This window comes from Vibrio sp. OY15 (assembly GCF_000742455.1).
Classification (GTDB): domain Bacteria; phylum Pseudomonadota; class Gammaproteobacteria; order Enterobacterales; family Vibrionaceae; genus Vibrio; species Vibrio alginolyticus.
Genome location: NZ_JPIL01000006.1, coordinates 408,357 through 429,196, shown reverse-complemented (window position 1 = coordinate 429,196; position 20,840 = coordinate 408,357). Strand labels below are relative to the sequence as shown.

19 protein-coding genes and 1 other RNA gene are annotated in these 20,840 nt (G+C 46.0%); 4 read left to right on the top strand and 16 right to left on the bottom strand.

The genetic code is table 11. From position 1 onward, the window contains the following. From ftsA to rsmI, 14 genes are all read right to left on the bottom strand, one after another. Positions 1–1,263 (bottom strand): cell division protein FtsA, encoded by a 1,263-nt coding sequence (gene ftsA, locus IJ23_RS09145; RefSeq protein WP_005372946.1) that lies wholly within the window; start codon positions 1,261–1,263, stop codon positions 1–3. Next, positions 1,256–2,038 (bottom strand): cell division protein FtsQ/DivIB, encoded by a 783-nt coding sequence (locus IJ23_RS09140; protein ID WP_005387393.1) that lies wholly within the window; start codon positions 2,036–2,038, stop codon positions 1,256–1,258. Before IJ23_RS09140 ends, ftsA begins: the two co-directional genes overlap by 8 nt. A gap of 192 nt (positions 2,039–2,230) precedes the next feature. Then, positions 2,231–3,688 (bottom strand): UDP-N-acetylmuramate--L-alanine ligase, encoded by a 1,458-nt coding sequence (gene murC, locus IJ23_RS09135; RefSeq protein WP_005387395.1) that lies wholly within the window; start codon positions 3,686–3,688, stop codon positions 2,231–2,233. 23 nt (positions 3,689–3,711) lie between these two features. After that, positions 3,712–4,779 carry an undecaprenyldiphospho-muramoylpentapeptide beta-N-acetylglucosaminyltransferase gene (murG, locus tag IJ23_RS09130; RefSeq protein WP_033906093.1) on the bottom strand — a complete coding sequence of 356 codons (1,068 nt, stop codon included), beginning with the start codon at positions 4,777–4,779 and terminating at the stop codon, positions 3,712–3,714. Further along, entirely contained in the window at positions 4,766–5,962 is a 1,197-nt protein-coding gene (gene ftsW, locus IJ23_RS09125) for a cell division protein FtsW (RefSeq protein ID WP_005372933.1), read from the bottom strand. The genes murG and ftsW overlap by 14 nt, the downstream gene beginning before the upstream one ends. Positions 5,963–5,980: 18 nt before the next feature. Then, on the bottom strand, positions 5,981–7,294 hold the full coding sequence (gene murD / locus IJ23_RS09120) for a UDP-N-acetylmuramoyl-L-alanine--D-glutamate ligase (protein WP_033906092.1): 1,314 nt from the start codon (positions 7,292–7,294) through the stop codon (positions 5,981–5,983). Between the two features lie 39 nt (positions 7,295–7,333). After that, positions 7,334–8,416 (bottom strand): phospho-N-acetylmuramoyl-pentapeptide-transferase, encoded by a 1,083-nt coding sequence (gene mraY, locus IJ23_RS09115; RefSeq protein WP_005372931.1) that lies wholly within the window; start codon positions 8,414–8,416, stop codon positions 7,334–7,336. Further along, positions 8,416–9,780, bottom strand: coding sequence for a UDP-N-acetylmuramoyl-tripeptide--D-alanyl-D-alanine ligase (locus IJ23_RS09110; protein ID WP_033906091.1), 1,365 nt, complete (start codon positions 9,778–9,780; stop codon positions 8,416–8,418). Before IJ23_RS09110 ends, mraY begins: the two co-directional genes overlap by 1 nt. Next, positions 9,777–11,258: a UDP-N-acetylmuramoyl-L-alanyl-D-glutamate--2,6-diaminopimelate ligase gene (gene murE, locus IJ23_RS09105; protein WP_033906090.1), complete on the bottom strand. Its 1,482-nt coding sequence runs from the start codon at positions 11,256–11,258 to the stop codon at positions 9,777–9,779. The genes IJ23_RS09110 and murE overlap by 4 nt, the downstream gene beginning before the upstream one ends. 62 nt (positions 11,259–11,320) lie before the next feature. After that, positions 11,321–13,114, bottom strand: a complete 1,794-nt coding sequence (locus IJ23_RS09100; RefSeq protein ID WP_086046525.1) for a penicillin-binding transpeptidase domain-containing protein — start codon at positions 13,112–13,114, stop codon at positions 11,321–11,323. Next, positions 13,111–13,428, bottom strand: a complete 318-nt coding sequence (ftsL, locus tag IJ23_RS09095) for a cell division protein FtsL (protein ID WP_005372920.1) — start codon at positions 13,426–13,428, stop codon at positions 13,111–13,113. Before ftsL ends, IJ23_RS09100 begins: the two co-directional genes overlap by 4 nt. A gap of 5 nt (positions 13,429–13,433) precedes the next feature. Then, positions 13,434–14,384, bottom strand: a complete 951-nt coding sequence (gene rsmH, locus IJ23_RS09090; RefSeq protein WP_005372918.1) for a 16S rRNA (cytosine(1402)-N(4))-methyltransferase RsmH — start codon at positions 14,382–14,384, stop codon at positions 13,434–13,436. A gap of 175 nt (positions 14,385–14,559) precedes the next feature. Then, an RNA gene (rnpB, locus tag IJ23_RS23755) (RNase P RNA component class A) lies at positions 14,560–14,990 on the bottom strand. A 168-nt stretch (positions 14,991–15,158) separates the two neighbouring features. Continuing rightward, a complete protein-coding gene (gene rsmI, locus IJ23_RS09085) occupies positions 15,159–16,022 on the bottom strand; it encodes a 16S rRNA (cytidine(1402)-2'-O)-methyltransferase (RefSeq protein ID WP_005372907.1) in 864 nt (287 codons plus the stop codon). A gap of 68 nt (positions 16,023–16,090) precedes the next feature. Between rsmI and IJ23_RS09080 the strand changes: the two genes are divergently transcribed. From IJ23_RS09080 to IJ23_RS09065, 4 genes are read left to right on the top strand one after another with little or no spacing between them, the layout of a single operon-like run. After that, a complete protein-coding gene (locus IJ23_RS09080) occupies positions 16,091–17,902 on the top strand; it encodes a penicillin-binding protein activator (protein ID WP_033906089.1) in 1,812 nt (603 codons plus the stop codon). Beyond that, the gene (locus IJ23_RS09075; protein ID WP_005372903.1) at positions 17,889–18,257 is read left to right on the top strand and encodes a YraN family protein; all 369 of its coding nucleotides are present in this window, start codon (positions 17,889–17,891) and stop codon (positions 18,255–18,257) included. Before IJ23_RS09080 ends, IJ23_RS09075 begins: the two co-directional genes overlap by 14 nt. Positions 18,258–18,260: 3 nt before the next feature. Next, positions 18,261–18,851: a phosphoheptose isomerase gene (locus IJ23_RS09070; RefSeq protein ID WP_005372901.1), complete on the top strand. Its 591-nt coding sequence runs from the start codon at positions 18,261–18,263 to the stop codon at positions 18,849–18,851. Positions 18,852–18,872: 21 nt separating this feature from the next. Beyond that, positions 18,873–19,541 (top strand): BON domain-containing protein, encoded by a 669-nt coding sequence (locus tag IJ23_RS09065; protein ID WP_033906088.1) that lies wholly within the window; start codon positions 18,873–18,875, stop codon positions 19,539–19,541. A gap of 71 nt (positions 19,542–19,612) precedes the next feature. Here the strand turns inward: IJ23_RS09065 and sspB are convergent, their stop codons facing one another. Beyond that, complete coding sequence (gene sspB / locus IJ23_RS09060; protein ID WP_033906087.1) at positions 19,613–20,098, bottom strand: ClpXP protease specificity-enhancing factor; 486 nt, start codon at positions 20,096–20,098, stop codon at positions 19,613–19,615. 17 nt (positions 20,099–20,115) lie between these two features. Next, positions 20,116–20,751 carry a stringent starvation protein SspA gene (gene sspA, locus IJ23_RS09055; protein WP_005372897.1) on the bottom strand — a complete coding sequence of 212 codons (636 nt, stop codon included), beginning with the start codon at positions 20,749–20,751 and terminating at the stop codon, positions 20,116–20,118. Positions 20,752–20,840: the final 89 nt, after the last annotated feature.

Genomic DNA, 20,840 nt, shown 5'->3' with positions numbered 1-20,840 from the left:
TTAAAACTCTTTTTGTATCCAGTTACGCAATTTATCGAAAAAGCCAGTTACAGATGAGCGTTTAGGTTCATTATAATCGCTATCGTCGCTAGACTGCATGTCTCTTGCGTAATGAAGTAATCCAACTGCCGTAGAATGGTACGGCTCTTTTACATAGTCAGTTAATCCGCTGACTTCGAGCGGTTTGCCGACCCTTACTTGATTGCGGAATACGCGTTCCGCACATTCTACCACTCCGTCCATTTGCGCAGCACCGCCGGTGAGTACAACTCCCGCAGCCAGATGGTGCTTGATACCCTCTTCGCGCAATTTTGCTTGTACAGAGTCGATAGTTTGGTTAACCAGTCCCATAAGCTCAGAGTAGCGTGGCTCAATCACTTCTGACAACGTTTGACGTTGCAGGCTACGTGATGGTCGTCCACCTACGCTTGGTACATTAACCGTGTCATCCTTACTGACCAGTTCACTCAAAGCACAGCCATATTTGACTTTTATTTCTTCAGCATCGCTCACTGGCGTGCCAAAAGCAAAAGCAATATCACTGGTTACAGCATTTCCTGCGTACGAAAATACTTCTGTGTGACGTAACGCACCGCCAGTCCAGATGGCCACATCCATCGTGCCGGCGCCAATATCAACCACACAAACTCCAAGCTCTCTTTCATCCTCAGTGATTACTGCATTACTAGCAGCAAGCCCAGAAAATACGAGTTGTTCTACTTTAAGGCCGCAGCGTTCTACCGCCTTAATAATGTTGCGTGCCATGTCATTATGGCATGAGATAAGGTGGACACTCACTTCCATTCTTACCCCAGATAAACCAAGCGGATTTTTGATTCCTTCTTGGTAATCAATGGTGAACTCTTGCGGGATCACATGAAGAATTCGCTGTTCATCACCGATTTTAATCGATTTTGCGGTATGGATAGCGCGATCCATGTCTTCTTGAGACACCTCTTCATCAGAAATCGTGCCCATACCTTTTTCAATTCGGCTTGCGATATGCTTACCAGACAACGAAATGAAGACTCGGCTGATCTGGCACTCTGCCATTAATTCAGCTTGATCAATTGCACGTTGTACTGATTTTACAACCGACTCCAAATCATTCACGCCACCTTTATCCATGCCGCGTGAGGGGCTACTACCTGCGCCAATAATATTAATTTGACCGTCTGGTAAAACCTCACCCACTAGAGCCGATACGGTTGCAGTGCCTATATCAAGACCAACAATAATGTTGTCATCAGCGGCCTTAGTCATCTGTACTCTCTTCTAACTCTTGTTCAGGAAACCAACCAACTGCGGCTCCTGTATCGTACCTAAGATCGATATAACTGATTCTTTGCGTGTCACTGCCAAGCTTATTATAGAGCTTAAAAAAGCGCTCTATACGCTCAAGAAGAGACTCTTTACCGAGCTCTAATCGAATACCGTTATCAAGGATGATTTGCCAAGCTCGTCGCTCGTTTAATACCAGAGACGATATCGCTAAACCCAATTGCTGAAACTTAGGACTCAAATCACGGTAAGTCTGTAAGACTTCCGGTCCGCTATCTTTGGGTCCGTACAGCTTCACTTTTTCTTCTTGCAACAGAGCAACATCTCCATCAAAAACGAACCCGTTTTTATCTAACAGTTCGTTGCCATTCCAAATGGCTTCTGGTTGATGCTCCGTCAAAAAAACTTTTACTGTATCCGGCCACTGCTTTCGGATTGCGGCATGCGCTACCCATGGCAGAGCTTCGACACTTTGCTGTAATACATCAATATCCTGAGACATAAATGTACCGATGTGATCAATTCGACTAAATGCAGCCTGCACATCGTCAGCTTGGACATACTCCAGTTTCCCCTGAAGTACTATTTTGGAGAGAGGTAACCTTTGGTCATCCCACATCCAACTGATCGCCGCGTACAAAACAGAACTAATTAAAGTCACAACCACAACGAAAAATAACGCACCCAAGATTTTTTCTTGGCGACCACGGTTGTTACCCGTGTTTGGTCGCTCGTCATTCAGTGCAATATTCAACAACGTCTTCGTTTCCTGACTTTTGTCGTGTACTTTTTACCCATATAATTACGCAGAGGTAAAAGTCTTGACTTTAACCTTGGGATTATACTGAGCTCTTGTAAACTATCAAACACTGATAGCAATAAATCACAATGATATTGACGCAAAATCGAGATCTGAGTCTTTATCTGTCCTTCGCGTCAACAATATGTGTCAGCCAAGCATCTTGTTTATATTCAATTTAAGACCTGCCAGCTGTTTCGCCACTTTACCAATATCACCCGCACCTTGCGTTAAGATTAGGTCGCCGTCTTGTATAACGTTAGCTAAAACTGAAGGTAATTGCTCGATTTCTGGAACAAAAATCGGATCTACCTTGCCTCGGCTGCGAATTGTGCGACATAAAGCGCGCCCATCAGCCCCTGCAATCGGCTTTTCACCCGCTGCGTAAACATCCAGCATGATCAATACATCTACCTGTTCAAGCACATTCGCGAAATCATCGTATAAATCACGAGTACGGCTATAACGGTGCGGTTGGAAAATCATCACCAAACGCTTGTCTTGCCAACCACTGCGTGCTGCATTAATGGTTACATCCACTTCTGTGGGATGATGGCCGTAATCATCAACAAGCATTGCATGGCCGTTGCCAGTATCAAACTCGCCAAGGTGATCAAAACGTCTTCCCGTACCTTGCGTACCAGCCATTGCCTTTAGGATCGCATCGTCTTCAATGTCATCTTCAGTAGCAACCGCAATCGCAGCAGACGCATTCAATGCATTGTGACGACCTGGAATATTCAGCGTGATATCTAAGTTAGCTCGCCCTTTACGTACTACCGTAAATTTGCCTTGCTGCCCCTCTTGACGATAATCTTCAATACGTACGTCGGCATCTTCAGAAAAACCGTAAGTTATCACTTGACGACTAATACGTGGGATTAACTCTCGAACCACAGGATCGTCAATGCAAACAATTGCTTGGCCGTAAAACGGTAGATTATGAAGGAAATCGATGAAGGTTTGCTTTAAGGTTTCAAAGTCACCACCATAGGTATCCATATGATCGGCTTCGATATTGGTAACAATGCTCACCATTGGTTGCAAGTGCAGGAATGACGCGTCACTTTCATCTGCCTCTGCAATTAGAATACGACTCGAGCCTAGACGCGCATTTGTACCTGCGCTTTTCACCAAACCGCCATTCACAAACGTTGGATCAAGACCGGCTTCAGAATAGATTTGAGTAACAAGAGCGGTCGTCGTGGTTTTACCGTGTGTACCCGCAACGGCAATACCGTGACGGAATCGCATCAATTCAGCCAACATCTCTGCGCGGCGTACAATAGGGATGCGTAATTCACGTGCCGCCATCACTTCTGGGTTTTCTTCGTTGATCGCCGTTGACACAACAACCACACTGGCTTTTTCTACATTACTGGCTTGATGACCAATAAATACCGTCGCACCTTTTGATACCAAACGCTCTGTCACAGCGTTCTCTGATAGATCAGAACCTGTGATTTGGTAGCCTTCGTTCAACAGCACTTCTGCAATGCCGCTCATGCCCGCACCACCAATACCGATGAAGTGGATGGATTTCACGCGGCGCATCTCTGGCACCATTGCGCGAATCTGAGCTAAGTCTTGTGTATGTTGGATTGTCATCAATTCTATTCTCAATAATTCGGTTAACGCTTTTCGGTCAAAGCGACAATGGCTTGTGCGACAACTCGGTCAGCATTCAATTTTGCAGCGCCACGCGCTTGCTCAGCCATTGTAAGTAAAGCTTGGCGATCCAATTGTTGGATCTGCAGAGTCAGAGACTCAACGGTTAAATCTGGTTGTTCAATCATTTTCGCCGCGCCGCAATCCACCAAGTGGTCTGCATTAAGTGCTTGCTGGCGGTCTTTGTGCATGAATGGAACAAAAATAGCGCCTACACCTGCCGCCGAGACTTCAGATACGGTTAACGCTCCAGAGCGACAAACTAAAAGGTCAGCCCATGCGTAAGCTTCTGCAACGTCATCAATGAATTCCATTACTTCTGCATTTACCACACCATTAGCTTGGTATGCTGCATTCACTTCTTCGGCGGCACCTTTACCCGCTTGATGACGAATACAGTAATCTTCGCCCAATTTCGACATCACTTCTGGCAGAGTTTGGTTAAGAATACGTGCGCCTTGGCTGCCACCCATCACCAAAATGCGAATTGGACCTTGGCGCTCTTGCATGCGCTCAGTTGGCGCTGCTAATTGAGTCACGTCTTCACGAACTGGGTTCCCAACCACTTCGGCATTTGGAAAAGCGCCTGGGAAAGCCTGAAAAACCTTCTTAGCGATTTTCGATAACCATTGGTTCGTTAAACCTGCTACTGCATTTTGTTCATGCAGAACAACAGGAATACCACTCATCCAAGCGGCAATACCACCCGGGCCGCTAACATAACCGCCCATACCAAGCACTGCGTCTGGCGGCCAGCGTTTCATGTGAGCACGAGCCTGCATAATGGCATTGATAATTTGAAATGGTGCTGCAAGAAGACGTGTAACGCCTTGACCTCGTAACCCTTTCACTTTGATAAAGTCGATTTCAATGCCATGTTTTGGCACCAAATCCGCTTCCATTCGATCCGCCGTACCTAACCAACGGATCTCCCAACCTTGCTCTTGAAGCTGTTTTGCTACCGCCAAACCTGGGAATACGTGACCGCCAGTACCACCAGCCATCACCATCAAACGTTTATTTTGTTTCATTAGCTTGTTGTTCTGATTGTTGTTGCTCGCGTTTCAAGCGGCATTCGTAATCGATACGCAGTAGTATGGACACTGCGACGGACATAATTATTAGACTAGAACCACCATAACTGATGAGTGGAAGTGTTAAACCTTTAGTTGGAACAATACCGGCGGCAGCTCCAACATTAACCAAGGTTTGAAACGCAAACCAAATACCAATTCCGAAAGCCAGATAACCTCCGAACATTTCGCCTTCTTCAAATGCACGCTTGCCGATGTAAACCGCTTTTAGCACCAAGCTAAAAATCAGCATTAAGACCAGCACTACGCCTACGAAACCAAGCTCTTCAGCAAGTACGGCAAACACAAAGTCGGTATGCGCTTCCGGTAGATATTCCAGTTTTTGAATTGAATTACCGAGACCTTGTCCGAACCATTCACCACGACCAAACGCCATCAAAGACTGAGTCAACTGATAGCCACTGCCAAATGGATCTTCCCACGGGTCAAGGAAGGAGGTTACTCGTCGCATACGGTATGGCTCGACGAGAATCAAACCTACTACAGCGCCGATACCTGCCACCATCAAGGCGAGAAACTGGGTTAGTTTTGCACCTGCGATAAAAAGCATGCCAAACAGCGTGACCAGCATCACGACGACCGTCCCCAAGTCTGGCTGACCAAGTAGTAATACTGCGAAGAAGGCAAACACCATGATTGGCTTCATAAAGCCACCAAAGAACGTTTGTCGTACTTCGTCTTGCTTTCGAACTAAGTAACCAGACATGAAGATAAACAGCGATAGCTTCGCGACTTCCGCTGGCTGAAGGTTAAACAGCCCAAGGGGAATCCAACGAGACGCACCATTAACCGACTTACCCGCCAAGAGCACGATGATCAACAGTGCGAAAGAAGCCCAAAGTAAGTAATGGCTCTTCTTAAACCACTCTTGCAAAGGCACTTGCAAAATAACAGCGGAGGTCCCTAACGCCAGCACGAGAAACGTCGCATGACGAAACATAAAGTGGAACGGCTGTTCCGTTAATCGAGAGCTGATTGGAAATGATGCAGAGGTTACCATGACCAAACCAGTCAACATCAAACCCAGTGCAATCCACACTAACTGACGATCAAACATCGCCTCTGGGGCTGGATGCTTGAGCCAATTGCCAATACTGCGTTTAACGTTACCTAAACCCACGAAGTGTGTAACCTTTAATTATGCATATTTCTGAGCAAGAGCAGCGAAAGCATCACCTCTTGCCATAAAGTTGTCGAATTGATCAAAGCTAGCACATGCAGGAGACAGCATCACCATATCACCTGGTTTTAACTGCGAAGATACTTGTTGAATCACATCTTCCATAGTGTCGAAACGTATTGCAGATTCATGCAGTGGCATAAATTCATCGCCATCAGCGCCAAAGCAACACAGTTGCAAGTTAAGCGTCGCGAAGATCGGTTTTAATGGCGAGAAGTCAGCACCTTTGCCAACACCACCAACGAGTAAGTAGAGCTTGCCTGTCGATTCCAAACCAGATAGCGCAGCCATAGTGCTGGCAATATTAGTTGCTTTAGAGTCATTCACCCATTTGACGCCTTGATTATCCGCAACCACCTGGCATCGGTGTGTCAGTCCCGTGTAATTTTTAAGTGCATTCAATGCTTTGTGATAGTTTACGTCCGCAGCTTTTAATAGCGCTAAAGCAACCAGAGCGTTAGATAAGTTGTGCTTACCAACCAACTTAAGCTCATCACTTGCGACAACTCGTTGACCGTGATCGAGCAGCCAAGTACGGTTGCCATCCACCTCGAGACCAAAGTCCTGATTGTCGCTGCCAAATGTCACCAATGGCATCTCTGCGTCTGGGAAGGTTTCTTGATCATCACGGTTCACGACTGCAAGAGCAGCATGGTTAAAAATACGCAACTTAGCTTGTCGATAGTCAGACATGCCTTGATAACGATCCATATGATCTTCAGAAAGATTCAGAAACGCAGCGGCTTTGAGCTTTAAGCTTGACGTCGTTTCTAACTGGAAGCTCGAGAGTTCGAGTACATATAGGTCTGCGTCTTGTTCTAACAAATCCAGAGCAGGCACACCGATGTTACCACCAACGCCAACATCCAAACCTGCAGCGTTAGCCATCACACCTGTGAGGTCGGTTACTGTGCTCTTACCGTTTGAGCCCGTAATCGCAATCACCGGTTTCTGCACCGCCCAAGCGAATAACTCGATATCACCTACTACTGCCGTACCTTTTGCTAATACGGCTTGGATCTCTGGTGTCGCTAGCGCAATACCAGGGTTGGTCACGATAAGATCCGCGTCAGAAAGCCAGTCTGTATTCCAACCACCACTATGCAGTTGAACATCTTCCGGCAAGCGCTCTGCACCCGGAGGGTTTACGCGAGTATCAATGACTTTGACCACAAGCTGTGGCTGATTTTTTCTTAGGTGTTTAACGACAGAGAGCCCGGTAATACCGAGCCCTACGACGACAACACTATGTATGTTTTGCCAACGTTCCATATTTGATCACACTGTAAATCTTGTTCTTGGAAAGTGCGATTAACGCACTTTCAATGTCGCAAGACCAATCAGAACAAGAACCATAGAAATAATCCAGAAACGCACGATTACGCGAGGTTCTGGCCAACCTTTCAATTCGTAGTGGTGGTGAATCGGTGCCATACGAAAAATGCGCTGACCACGCAGTTTGTATGAACCCACCTGTAGAATTACCGACAGCGTTTCCATCACAAACACACCGCCCATGATCACCAACACCAACTCTTGACGAACGAGAACAGCAATAGTGCCTAACGCGCCGCCAAGCGCTAGTGAGCCGACATCACCCATGAACACTTGTGCTGGATACGTGTTAAACCACAAGAAACCAAGGCCTGCACCGACGATTGCTGTACATACGACAACCAACTCAGAAGCATGTGGTAAGTATGGAATATGAAGGTATTCAGAGAAGTTAACGTTACCGGTCGCCCATGCAATAACCGCGAAGCCTGCTGCAACAAGAACCGTTGGCATGATTGCCAAACCGTCTAGACCATCAGTCAGGTTAACCGCGTTACTTGTACCTACAATGACAAAGTAAGTCAGAATGATATACATCAAACCAAGCTGCGGCATGATGTCTTTAAAGAATGGCACCACTAGCTGAGTTGCTGCTGTGTCTTTACCGTAAGCATACAATGCGAAAGCGACGACAAACGCGATCAACGACTGCCAGAAGTACTTCCAACGCGCGATCAAGCCATCGGTATTTTTGCGTACCACTTTACGATAATCATCAACAAATCCGACCGCACCGTAGCCAAGTAAGACTGTCAGTACCGCCCATACGTAAGGGTTGGATAAGTCTGTCCATAGCAAAATCGTGATTGAGATGGCCGCTAAGATCATGATACCGCCCATTGTTGGGGTACCACGCTTACTAAAGTGAGATTCAGGACCTTCGTTACGCACTACCTGACCAATTTGCAGCATTTGCAAACGCTTGATCATGATTGGTCCCATCCATAATGACAGACCTAGAGCGGTTAATACGCTTAGGATTGCTCGAAAAGACAAGTATTCAAACAATCGGAAAAAAGACAGGTATGGCTGTAGCAGCTCGGCAAGCCAAATAATCATTAATAATACTCCTTCAAAGCAGCAGCGACTTCAAACATACGTGCACCATTCGCTCCTTTCACCAATATCGTATGGTTTTCAGGAACGGCTTGGTCTAGATGCTGCTTGATGTATTCAATCATCTCTTGGTGCGTCTCAAAATGAATGCCTTGGCAAAGATCACTGATCACCTTGGCGTCTGCACCATATGTGAGAACATGTTCAAATTTTTGTGGGGCAGCATGTTCCCCGACTTGACGATGAAGTGCAAGACTTTCCTCGCCCAATTCCGCCATATTACCTAAAATCAGCCAGCGTTGACCTGGGAAAGCGGCCAATAAATCAACTGCCGCTTTCATGGCTGGCACGCTCGCGTTGTAGCTGTCGTCAATCAATTTTATCTTTTCGCTCAGCGCTTCAACCTCGACGCGACCTTTCACTTTGTTCAAATGTTTAAGGCCAGCGCGAACCTCTTCTAATGTGGCGCCCATTTGTAACGCAATAATAGAAGCAGCGATCGCATTCGCAACGTTGTGTTGACCTATAATACCCAGAGACAGTTCAATTTCTTGTGAGCTTGCTGCGATATGTAAGTCAAAGCTTGCTTCACCTGCGGCGTTCAATACGATGTTAGAAGCGAAGAAGTCTGCATCAGTATTACTTTGTGAAAAAGTAATGACTTTCTTATCTGCTAACACTTCATCCCACTTGGCTTCACCATTGCTGTCTAGGTTAACAATCGCAATACCACCAGCTGAAAGGCCTTGGTAGATTTCACCTTTGGCTTGTTTCACGCCATCGATAGAACCAAAGCCTTCAAGGTGAGCGGCGGCTACATTGTTCACTAACGCGATATCTGGTTTTACTAACTGAGTCGTGTAAGCAATTTCACCTATATGATTAGCACCAAGCTCAATCACGGCATAATCATCATCCTGCTGTGAGCGCAATAATGTCAACGGAACACCAATATCATTATTGAAGTTACCCGCCGTGAATAACACTTTGCCTTTCAATTGCAGGATACTCGCAACCATTTCTTTTACGGTCGTTTTACCGCAACTTCCGGTGATGGCAACGGTAGGTGTTTTGCATGCTTGATACACCCAAGAAGCAAACTCACCCAATGCAAGTTTGGTATCCGACACCACAATTTGCGGCACATTCACATCTAAGCGTTTTTCTACGAGTAAAGCACCGGCACCTGCATCTACCGCTTGTTGGCAAAAGTTGTGCGCATCAAAGCGCTCCCCAACTAACGCGACGAATAAAGCCCCACGCTCAATCGTTCGTGTATCAGTAGAAACCGCGTCGATAAGTAGCTCGTCGCCGAATCGCTCACCACGAGTGATGTCTGCAATTTGAGATAACGTTACTTTGATCATGAGGTCAATCCTAAAAGTTGCATTGCGGACTCGCGGTCGGAGTAATGAATCGTTTCGCCATTACGAATCTGATAATCTTCATGGCCCTTTCCAGCTAACAAGATAATGTCGTTTGGCGAAGCATTTTCAATGGCATAAGACAGCGCTTTGAAGCGGTCATGCTGAACAATCGCTTCAGCAGGTTTTGACAGCCCAGCTAACATATCTTTCACAATCTGAACCGGATCTTCGCTGCGTGGGTTATCGTCAGTCAACACCACTCTGTCGCCCAGACGCTCTGCAATTTCCGCCATCATTGGACGCTTACCTGCATCGCGATCGCCACCGCAGCCAAAAATAGCCCACAGCTGGCCTTCACAATGAACTCGTAAAGCTTGCAGCGCTTTTTCTAAAGCATCAGGAGTATGAGCATAATCGACCACGACTTTGGCACGATCCTCAGTTTGGAATAACTCCATTCGGCCGAGTACGGGTTGCAGTTGACCTGCAGTTTCGAGTAACGCTTGTTTCTCTTTACCTAAGCTTAATAAGGTCGCAAAAGCGAGCATTAAGTTGGTTGCATTAAACTCACCAATCAATGGCGCGTGCAATTCACCTGAGCCAAATTTACCATCGAACTTAATAGTAATCCCTGACTCCGCGTAACTGACTTCCGTCGCCCAAATTGCGCTTTCAAATTCAGTGTTCGGCTTGAGCGAAACAGCGACCGCATTACTTAACTGCGACGCCCATTGATGACCTACTTCATCATCAGCATTGATAATGGCACGTTCACATTGGTGTTGCGTGAACAACCCAAGCTTTGCATTGGCATACTCTTCCATCGTGCCATGATAATCTAAGTGGTCACGACTTAAGTTAGTAAACACGCCCGCCGCAAATGATAGTGCTTTGACACGACCTTGCGTCAGGCCATGGGAAGATACTTCTAGCGCGGTGTATGTGGCTTGTTGATTTGCGAGAGAGGAGAGCGTTTTCTGAATTTCAACGGCATTCCCCGTTGTATTCGCAGCTTGTTGCAAGTTATTGAGGAAGCCATTTCCTGTTGTTCCCATTACCGCCGCTTTATGGTCAAGCAGTTCTAGCCATTGCGCTATTAACTGGGTAATGGTGGTTTTGCCGTTGGTGCCGGTGACACCAATCAAATCCATATTAGGGTAAGCATAGAGCTTTCCAGCAATTGCGGATAAACGTTGGTCCAACCTATCGATGTAAATGACGGGAACATCATCAATGATTTCCACCGTACCATGTGTTTTGACATCGCAGGCTTGCGCCAGGGCTGCATTTGCACCTTGCTCAATTGCAGAGGCAATGAATTTACGCCCATCCACAACATGGCCAATCACTGCTACAAACGTGGTTCCAGGTTGAACTCTTCGGCTGTCGAGCTCCAATTCAGAAACAAGAACGGACGATAAGCTAGGGCAATCCACCCAAGGGGAAAGCAGCACGTCCATACTGATGGCTTTAGTCATATTTGTTCTCCGAGCTTTGGCTCAGGTTTTCTTAATTTTGTTTGCTCAGTAAACCACAGGGCTTACTGTTGGAATTTGTTTTCGTCAGGTGCAACATTGAGTATTTGTAGCGCGCCTTTCATGATTTCAGAGAAAACAGGAGACGCTACCGAACCACCATAGTAGTCATCACCTTGAGGCTCGTTTACGATCACTACTAAAGCAATTCGCGGATCGCTAACCGGAGCAAGCCCAGCCGTGTAGGTGATGTACTCGTCGCTGTACCCACCGGCAGAAGCTTTACGTGATGTACCCGTTTTCGCTCCCACTCGATAACCAGGAACTGCCGCTCTGCGAGCCGAGCCCCCTTTTTGAGTTACGGTTTCCAACATGTCTAATACTTGACGCGCATACTTCGCACTCACTACTTGACGTGACATGTCATGATCATTGCTTTCGATAATATGAATAGGCTCGTATTTGCCAAGGTTTCCAAGCGTCGCATAAGCATGGGCTAGCTGGATTGGTGTAATTGATAGACCATAACCAAACGCAATCGTGGCGCGCTCAATTGGCGACCAACGAGTTCGTGTAGGAAAAATACCCGTCACTTCCCCAACTAGGTTTAGGCCAGAAAGCTCACCAAAACCCACTGAACTGTACAGCCCAAGAAGCGCCTCTACCGGCATTTGCATTGCTAGCTTCGTCACACCGATATTACTCGACTTTTTAAGGATCGTGGTCAAGCTCGCTTTGCCTACGCGAGAGACATCTCTGACTCGACTACCACCTAAACGTAGGACACCATTACCGGTATCTACGATGGTATCTTTATCGGCTATCCCATTTTCTAAGGCGGCTAAAATAACGAAAGGCTTAATGGTCGAACCGGGCTCCATTGAGTCCGTGATCACTCGGTTACGCATTTGATAGCTTTGCCAATCGCTACGATTATTAGGGTTGTAAGAAGGAGCATTAACCATGGCCAATACGGCGCCCGTTTTTACATCCAACATGACAACGGAACCTGAAGTGGCGCGGTGGTCCGCAACGGCTTGCTTAATCGCACGATACGCAATCGCCTGTAGGCGCTGATCGATGGTTAACTGAAGTGATTTACCTTCTTGCTTGTCTTGCCAAGCAATGTTTTCCACAACACGACCATAACGGTCTTTACGAATAGTTTTCTTACCCGCCGCGCCAGTGAGCCACTCATCGTAGCTACGCTCCACACCTTCTAGGCCATGCCCGTCAATGCCTGTTACACCGACTAAGTGAGCACTAACCTCACCTGCAGGATAATAACGACGAGATTCCGACTTAAGGCCAACACCTGGCAGCTTTAGCTCACGAATATAGTTCGCCATGGCCGGACTGACCTGGCGCTGCAAGTAGATAAAGCGACGTTTTTCATTGCGCTTAATTTTGTCTATTAACCCTTGTCGGTCAATACCAAGAACATCCGCTAATGCATGCCAACTTTTGGTCTGGCTTAACGCGTTTTCTTTAAATATAGTGGCAGGATCTGCCCAAACCGCCTCAACCGGTACACTGACAGCAAGCGGCTCACCATTTCGATCCGAAATAATACCGCGAGCAGAAGGAATGGATTTAACACGAACCGAACGTAGGTCACCTTGTTTAATCAGGTTATCTGGCTCAATGATTTGGATGTAGGCTACGCGTGCCACCAAAAGGGCAAATGCACAAAAAACAAAAAACAGTAATAGATGGAAGCGCCAACGAATCAAGAAAGATTCTTCGACCGCCACTTTCACTGCTTTGTTATCGGTTTTCTTATCCCCCGTAGCCGCTTTCTCTTTTGCTACAGGTTTACGCTTATTGGCTTGTTTCGTGTTGGATTTTTTTCTAATCATTTGAGCGTGACAACCACTTCTTTATCGCCATCAGGTCGTTTCATTTCAAGTTCTTTTTTGGCAAGGTCTTGAACACGACTGTGTTCCGCGAGGGCAGTTTCTTCCAACATTAAGTTACGCCATTCGCTATCTAATCGTTCTCGTTCAACCAACGTATGGTCTTTCTCGGTGATCGCTTGACGCGCATGGTGGGTAGCAAATACCACTCCCATTGCCGATGCCACGATCAATAGCAACAACAGTAATGGCCAGCGACCAACAGTGAGGAGATCCGTTGCAATCAACTTAGCAAGATTAGGAGTGGATTTCGTCATAATAATTAAAGCTTTTCTGCAATTCTTAACACAGAGCTGCGCGAACGAGGGTTCATTTCAATTTCTTGTTTGCTTGGTTTAATCGCTTTGCTCACCGCTTTCATATTCGCACTACCAAGAGCACGAATTTGCTCTTCCGTCATTGGAATACCGTGTGGCACTTCAGGCCCTTTGCTCTCTTTACGGATAAAACGTTTGACCATACGGTCTTCCAGAGAGTGGAAGCTAATCACAGATAAACGGCCTTCAGGAGCAAGAATGCTCGCCGCGCCTTTAAGTGCCGTATCAATTTCTTCTAACTCACTGTTGATGTAAATACGAAAAGCCTGGAAAGCACGAGTCGCAGGGTGTTTTTTCTCTTTAAAACTTTTCGGTGCGGCATCTGAAATCAATTTTGCCAGCTGACCAGTGCGAACCATTGGCTCATTTTCTTCATCTTCACGGTAGGCAACAATCGCTTTTGCAATACGGCGCGCATGTTTATCTTCCCCGAACTCGCGAATGACCCAAGTGATATCATCGAGGTCTGCTTCCATCAACCATTGAGATACTGGAACACCTGATGTCGGGTCCATACGCATATCTAGCGGACCGTCTTTCATAAAGCTAAAGCCACGCTCTGCGTCGTCTAACTGAGGAGAAGAAACGCCTAAATCCAGCAGAACACCATCCACTTTTCCAACTAGCCCATACTCTTCAGCATACTCAGCAATACCAGAAAATGGACCATGAATAATGGTGAAGCGAGGGTCATTGATTTTGCCTGCCTCAGCGATCGCTTGAGGGTCACGGTCGATACTGTACAGTCGGCCATTTTCACCGAGTTTAGATAGAATTGTCCGGCTGTGACCGCCACGGCCAAATGTTCCATCAATATAGACGCCGTCTGGTTTGATAGCTAAGCCATCAATGGATTCATTTAATAACACGGAAATATGTTGGAAGGTTTCGGTCATAGCTTTCTCGTTGAATGATCTTGAAGCGATTCTTTAGTGTACTGATTTCCTACATCATCGCCACCACAAGTCTAAAGTTAGACGTGATTTACGCCAAGTTTATTGGTAATGACATAGTTTGCGTCAATTAAATGCAAAAAACCCATCACTACCGAAGTAGAGATGGGTCTCGAATAGGTGGAGCCGACACATAAGCCGGGTTCTGTTCCGCTTGCGCGGCGGTAGCCATTCGTCTAGGCCAGCAATCACTCACTGGCTCGAGCAACCTACCCGCCTCCTTACGCGAGCAACGCAATGTGGAGGCCTATTTGGTCTTGCTTCAGGTGGAGTTTACCCTGCTACGAACTATTGCTAGTCGTCCGGTGCGCTCTTACCGCACCCTTTCACCCTTACCTGTACCCTTACGGGCCATCGGCGGTCTTCTCTCTGCTGCACTTGTCGTAGGCTTGCGCCCCCCAGGCGTTACCTGGCACCTTGCTCTATGAAGCCCGGACTTTCCTCCCCTTTGTCAGTCTCCCGAAGGACGTCAACGTCAGTCTCCCAAAGGGACTTCGACGTCAGTCTCCCGAAGGACATCAACAAAGCAGCGACTACCCAGTCAGCTCCGAGGGCGGATTGTATAGAGTTCTCACTTCAGAGTCTAGTTAGATCACAGATATGATGAAATGAATGCACTAAGTGATGACTTTTTAGTCAACGTGCCAAAAATAGATTAATAAAAAGGCCGATGCCTAAACATCAACCCTCATTGACCATTTATCTCGCTAGCGGCACTTAGTCTAAGTTTTCTAAGCCCCATTTATATAGCGCATTCTTCTTCAAGTTATGTATTTCTGCCACCAAAGCAGCTGCTTTTTTTAAAGGCAGCTCTTTGGTCAAAATCCCTAACGTGCGTAAAGCATCTTCAGGTAGTGAGTCGTCTGTTGTTTCACGATGGCCATGTACCAACAATACCATTTCACCACGCTGTTGGTTATCGTCACTTTTCACCCATTCAATCAGCTCACCTAACGGCATGCCTTGAATGGTTTCAAAGGTTTTTGTTAGCTCTCTTGCCAACACAACTTCTCTATCTGGGCCAAGAACGTCTAACATGTCTTGTAGAGAGTCTAAAATACGGTGCGGTGACTCGTAAAAAATACACGTACGCTCTACCGAAGCAATCTCTAGGAATTTATCCTTACGACCTTTGCTTTTCGGTGGTAAAAAACCTTCGAAGCTAAAGCGATCCGATGGCAAGCCAGAGGCACTTAACGCCGTAATGACCGCACAGGCACCTGGAAGAGGCACAACTCTAACGCCCGCTTGACGACATTTTGTCACCAAATGGTATCCTGGGTCGCTGATAAGTGGCGTACCAGCGTCAGAAACTAATGCGATAGACTGACCGGAAAGCAGCTTTTCTACCAAAACTTGTGCTTTTTGCTGCTCATTGTGGTCATGTAGAGCAAAAGTTTTGGTTTGAATATTGAAGTGAGACAGTAATTTGCCCGTATGTCGAGTATCCTCAGCGGCAATGATGTCCACAGTCGACAGAATTTCGATAGCACGTTGGGTGATATCCGCTAAATTTCCGATTGGAGTCGGTACGATATAGAGAGTTGGCCCCTCATTCGGCAACTTATTTTTATCTGTCATTTGTTTACCATCACTTCAACGATTAATATAGAGACAATTTTGTACAAAATTATAGAGAACTCACGGCAATGATTAACCATAAGAGACTCAGTGTACCACGCATACTTACTCCTGTTGCACTAGCAATTACGCTCGCCGCCTGTTCTTCAGGTCCAAGACAGCCTGATGGCGTTGATGTAACACTTGAGCCTACTCAGTCTGTTCAGAACTATATGATCCAAGCTGATAGCACGGAAGGCAGTTTACAAAATGACTGGTTGATCATGGCAACCAAAGCCGCGATTCAAGCAAACCAGTTTGATCAAGCAGAAATGTTGATCAAGCGCCTGGCTCGTCAACAGTTAACCGAAGTTCAGCAAGCAGAGTGGCAACTAGCGCGTGCGACCATACAGCAAAAACAGAGTAATTACTCTCAGTTGCTGCAATTGTTGAATTTTAAACCTTGGTGGAAGTTGCCAAATGAGCAATGGAAAGACTATTACTTGATGCGTGCCGACGCTTATCAAGGTCTTAACCAAGCGTTTGAGGCAAACCGCCAACTGGTTGCATTTAGTCAATATGCATCGTCCGCGGAGCAGAGAGAGATTTCTAGCCGTATTTGGATGAACTTTGGCAGCTACTCCGAGTACGAACTGACCTCATTAGAAACAGAGCCAAATGAAGATGTTTTGGATGGTTGGCTACAACTCGCTATTTATGCGAAAACGTTGTCGGGCAACTTATCTCAACTAAAAAATACCCTAGAACGCTGGTTAAACGAGAACCCATCGCACCCAGCCGCTATCTACACACCAGAAGAGATTCAAAACATTCTCTCTCTAGACATCGTTAAACCAAACAACACCGCTTTGTTACTGCCGCTTACTGGTAAATTCTCGCCACAAGCGCAATTAATTCGTGATGGTTTTGTGTTTGCGATGATGAATGATCGTAACCGTGATCCAAGCGCTACCCTCACGGTAATAGACACTAATGCGTATAACGCCGACCAAATTAAACAACGTTTGATCAATGAAAACATCGACTTTGTTGTTGGTCCCCTAGAAAAAGAAAACGTTGAGCTATTGCACACAACCATGGATGGCTCAGAAAATGGTCCTACGATTCCAGCCCTTGCGCTAAATATTCCCGAAGATGTGCAACCAGATAGCAATATTTGCTACTTGGCATTATCACCAGAACAAGAAGCCGCACAAGCAGCGAAACACTTGTTCAGCGAAGGCTATAACTTCCCTCTGATCCTGGCACCAAAGGGCAGCTTTGGTGAGCGCGTAACTGAAGCGTTCAACAAAGAATGGCGCAAGTACAGCTCTAATAAAGTCGCAGCAAGTTATTTTGGCGACAAGCGCCAACTTCAAAAAGACATCAATGAAGTATTTGGTCTGCAAGAAAGCAAACAACGTATTGCTCAGATGCAATCACTAATGCGTATCAAGCTTGAAACACAGCCACGTAGCCGTCGTGATGTCGATGCGGTTTATATTGTTGCTAGAAGCACGGAACTGACTTTGATCAAGCCATTTATTGAGGTAGCGATTAACCCAGACGCCAAAGCTCCTCAAATTTTCTCTAGCTCGCGTAGCAACAGTGGCGGCGCGACTTACGAAGATCTAACAGGCATCATCTACAGCGATATCCCATTACTGATTGACCCAGACCCTAGCGTGACCGCTGAAATGAACGAGTTGTGGTCAGAGCAATCTAACATGGAAAAACGTTTGAAAGCACTGGGTATGGATGCGTATAAATTGATTGGGGAGCTGCCACAAATGAAGGTCGTTCCGGGCTACTCAGTTGGCGGCCAAACCGGTATTTTAAGTATCGACAATAATTGTGTTGTACAGCGTGAGCTAAGCTGGGCTGAGCGTGGGGCTCTTTAGCAAGCGCCAAATCGGAAATCAATATGAAGCTCTGGCGAAGCAATATTTACAACGCCAGGGCTTAAACTTTATTGAACAAAATTTTCTGACTAAGGTCGGTGAGATTGATTTAATCTTCCAACAAGGTGAAACTATTGTGTTTGTTGAAGTCAAATACCGTAAGAACAATCACTTTGGCTCGGCAGCAGAAATGGTGACGCACGCTAAAATGCGCAAGCTAGTCAAAACCGCACAAGTTTGGCTTAGCCAACAAAAGCGCTTAAAACACAATATCGATTATCGATTTGATGTCATCGCCATTCATGATAATGGGCGAGATATCAACTGGATAGAAAACGCAATCTCTGAAGGATAAGCGATGCTAGACAGCATTAAAGACAGCTTTACAGAAAGTATTCAAATTCAAATCGCAGCAGCAGAGGCGCTGCCTGATGCCATTACTCATGCAGCTCAAGCGATGGTGTCGAGCCTGCTTAATGGCAATAAAATTTTATGTTGTGGTAATGGCGGCAGTGCTTCAAACGCTCAACAATTTGTTTCTTGTCTTTTAAACCGTTTTGAAACTGAGCGCCCTAGCCTACCAGCAATGGCCTTAACCGCCGATAATACTACCCTAACCGCAGTGGCCAACGATTACCACTACCAGGAAATCTTCTCAAAACAGGTACGAGCGTTTGGTCAACCAGGCGACATTTTGCTTGCCATGTCGACTAGCGGTAACAGTAAAAATATTATCAAAGCGATGGAAGCAGCCGTAACTCGAGACATGACGATTATCGCGCTCACAGGAAAAGATGGCGGAGAGATGGCAGGACTGCTAGGTGAGAACGACGTCGAAATTCGTATTCCATCACACCGCACTGCACGTATTCACGAAGTACATATGGTAACACTCCATTGTCTTTGTGATCTTATTGACCAGGTGCTTTTCCCTGCTCACGAAGAGTAACCAAGACTGAGAGTCAGAATTATGATACGTAGCCTCGTTATCTTATTAACAGCATTGAGTTTAAGTGGTTGCGCAGGTTTGTTTATCGCAGGTGCAGCAACCACAGCGAATATTGTCACGGACACACGCACGACAAAACAAATCTGGCAGGACAATAACATCGAATTCGAAGTTGCGGCGATCGGCAATAAAGCACCGTTTAAAGGTGAAGTTCGTGTCGTTGCCAGTTCATATAATGGGACTGTAGTCCTTATGGGACAAGCTCCGACACAAGACCTTATCCTTGCTTTAGAGCGAAGGGCTCGAGAAGTTAGTGGTGTAAAAGTCATACACAATCAAATCAAACAAAAAGAGCCACTCACTGTTACCCAGATTAGCAATGACAGCTGGATCACAACCAAAGTAAAGTCAGCTTTGCTTACTGATTCTGAACTTAATGGTGTTAAGGTTAAAGTGATCACCGAAGATGGCGACGTTTTTCTGTTTGGTTATGTCACGCCAGAGCAAGGCGATCGAGCGACAGAAATCACGCGTAATATCTCAGGCGTAAAACAAGTCATTAAAGGGTTCCAATACGGCGAAATGGAGCCTGTTGAAGTAGACTTACCGAGTGACGGTGTACAAACAATAGAAAGTGAGGCAAGTACAGAAAGTGAAGAGAACGTCGAAGTCTTTACGATTAGTGAGTAATTTCCAAAGTCTGGCTTGAAATCATCTTCAACAAGTTAAAAAGAAAAAAGCAGCGTTACGCTGCTTTTTTATTATTTAATCACTCTTAAGCTTGGTTTGCCTTTTGGTCGAGGAGCATCGTCCTCTTCGGCATCTGAATCAGAAACTAACTCAGAAGGCTCATCGCTAACCGTTGTGAACGATGGGGATGATTCTTCCTCGGTCATCGCTTCTTCTTCGATGTGAGTGTACGCTTCTTCTGGTTCAAACATAGTACCAGCACCATTCTCACGTGCATAAATAGCTTGAACAGCATACATAGGCACGATCACTGAGTGCGGACGACCGCTAAAGCGAGCATGGAAGGTAATCGCATCATTACCTAACTCAAGATTACCCACTGCACGTGGCGCAATATTCAAAATAATTTGACCATCTTGAATAAATTCAACCGGGACACGCACCCCTGGCATTGTTGCATCCACAACCAAGTGAGGAGTCAAGTCATTGTCTACTAACCAATCGTAAAATGCGCGAAGCATATACGGGCGGCGAGCAGTCATTTTTGCAATATCCATAACGTGTTTTAAATCGCTTAGCGAACTAGGCGCATTTCACGTTCAGCTTCAGTCAAAGAAGCAAGGAACGAATCACGTTCAAATACGCGGTTCATGTATACCTTGATTTCTTTTGAACCAGGGCCAACAAGATCGATTCCAAGTTGAGGCAAACGCCACAATAGTGGTGCTAGGTAACAATCGATCAAGCTGAATTCTTCGCTCATGAAGTACTCATATTCAGCAAAAATTGGCGCTAACGTCAGAAGATCATTACGCAGCTTTGTGCGTGCTTTTTCTGATTCTTCCGCATTACCTTTCATCACTTTTTCAGCGAGTGAATACCAGTTGCGTTCGATACGGTACATCATCAAGCGGCTGTTGCCACGAGCAACAGGGTAAACCGGCATTAGAGGTGGATGAGGGAAGCGCTCGTCCAAGTACTCCATGATGATTTTTGAATCGTAAAGAGCTAGCTCACGGTCAACAAGAGTTGGCACTGATTTATATGGGTTTAGCTCAACAAGCTCAGCAGGAAGGTTTGCTTCGTCAACAAGCTCAACTTCAACACTTACGCCTTTTTCAGCTAGTACAATGCGAACCTGATGGCTATACAAATCTGATGCACTTGAGAAAAGAGTCATCACAGAACGTTTATTGGCAGCTACAGCCATGGAGCCCTCCAGTACACTTACAAATAAAAACAATGGAGGCTAAGCCTCCATTGTACATCAATTAAAATTGGGAATTAGCACGGTATTTT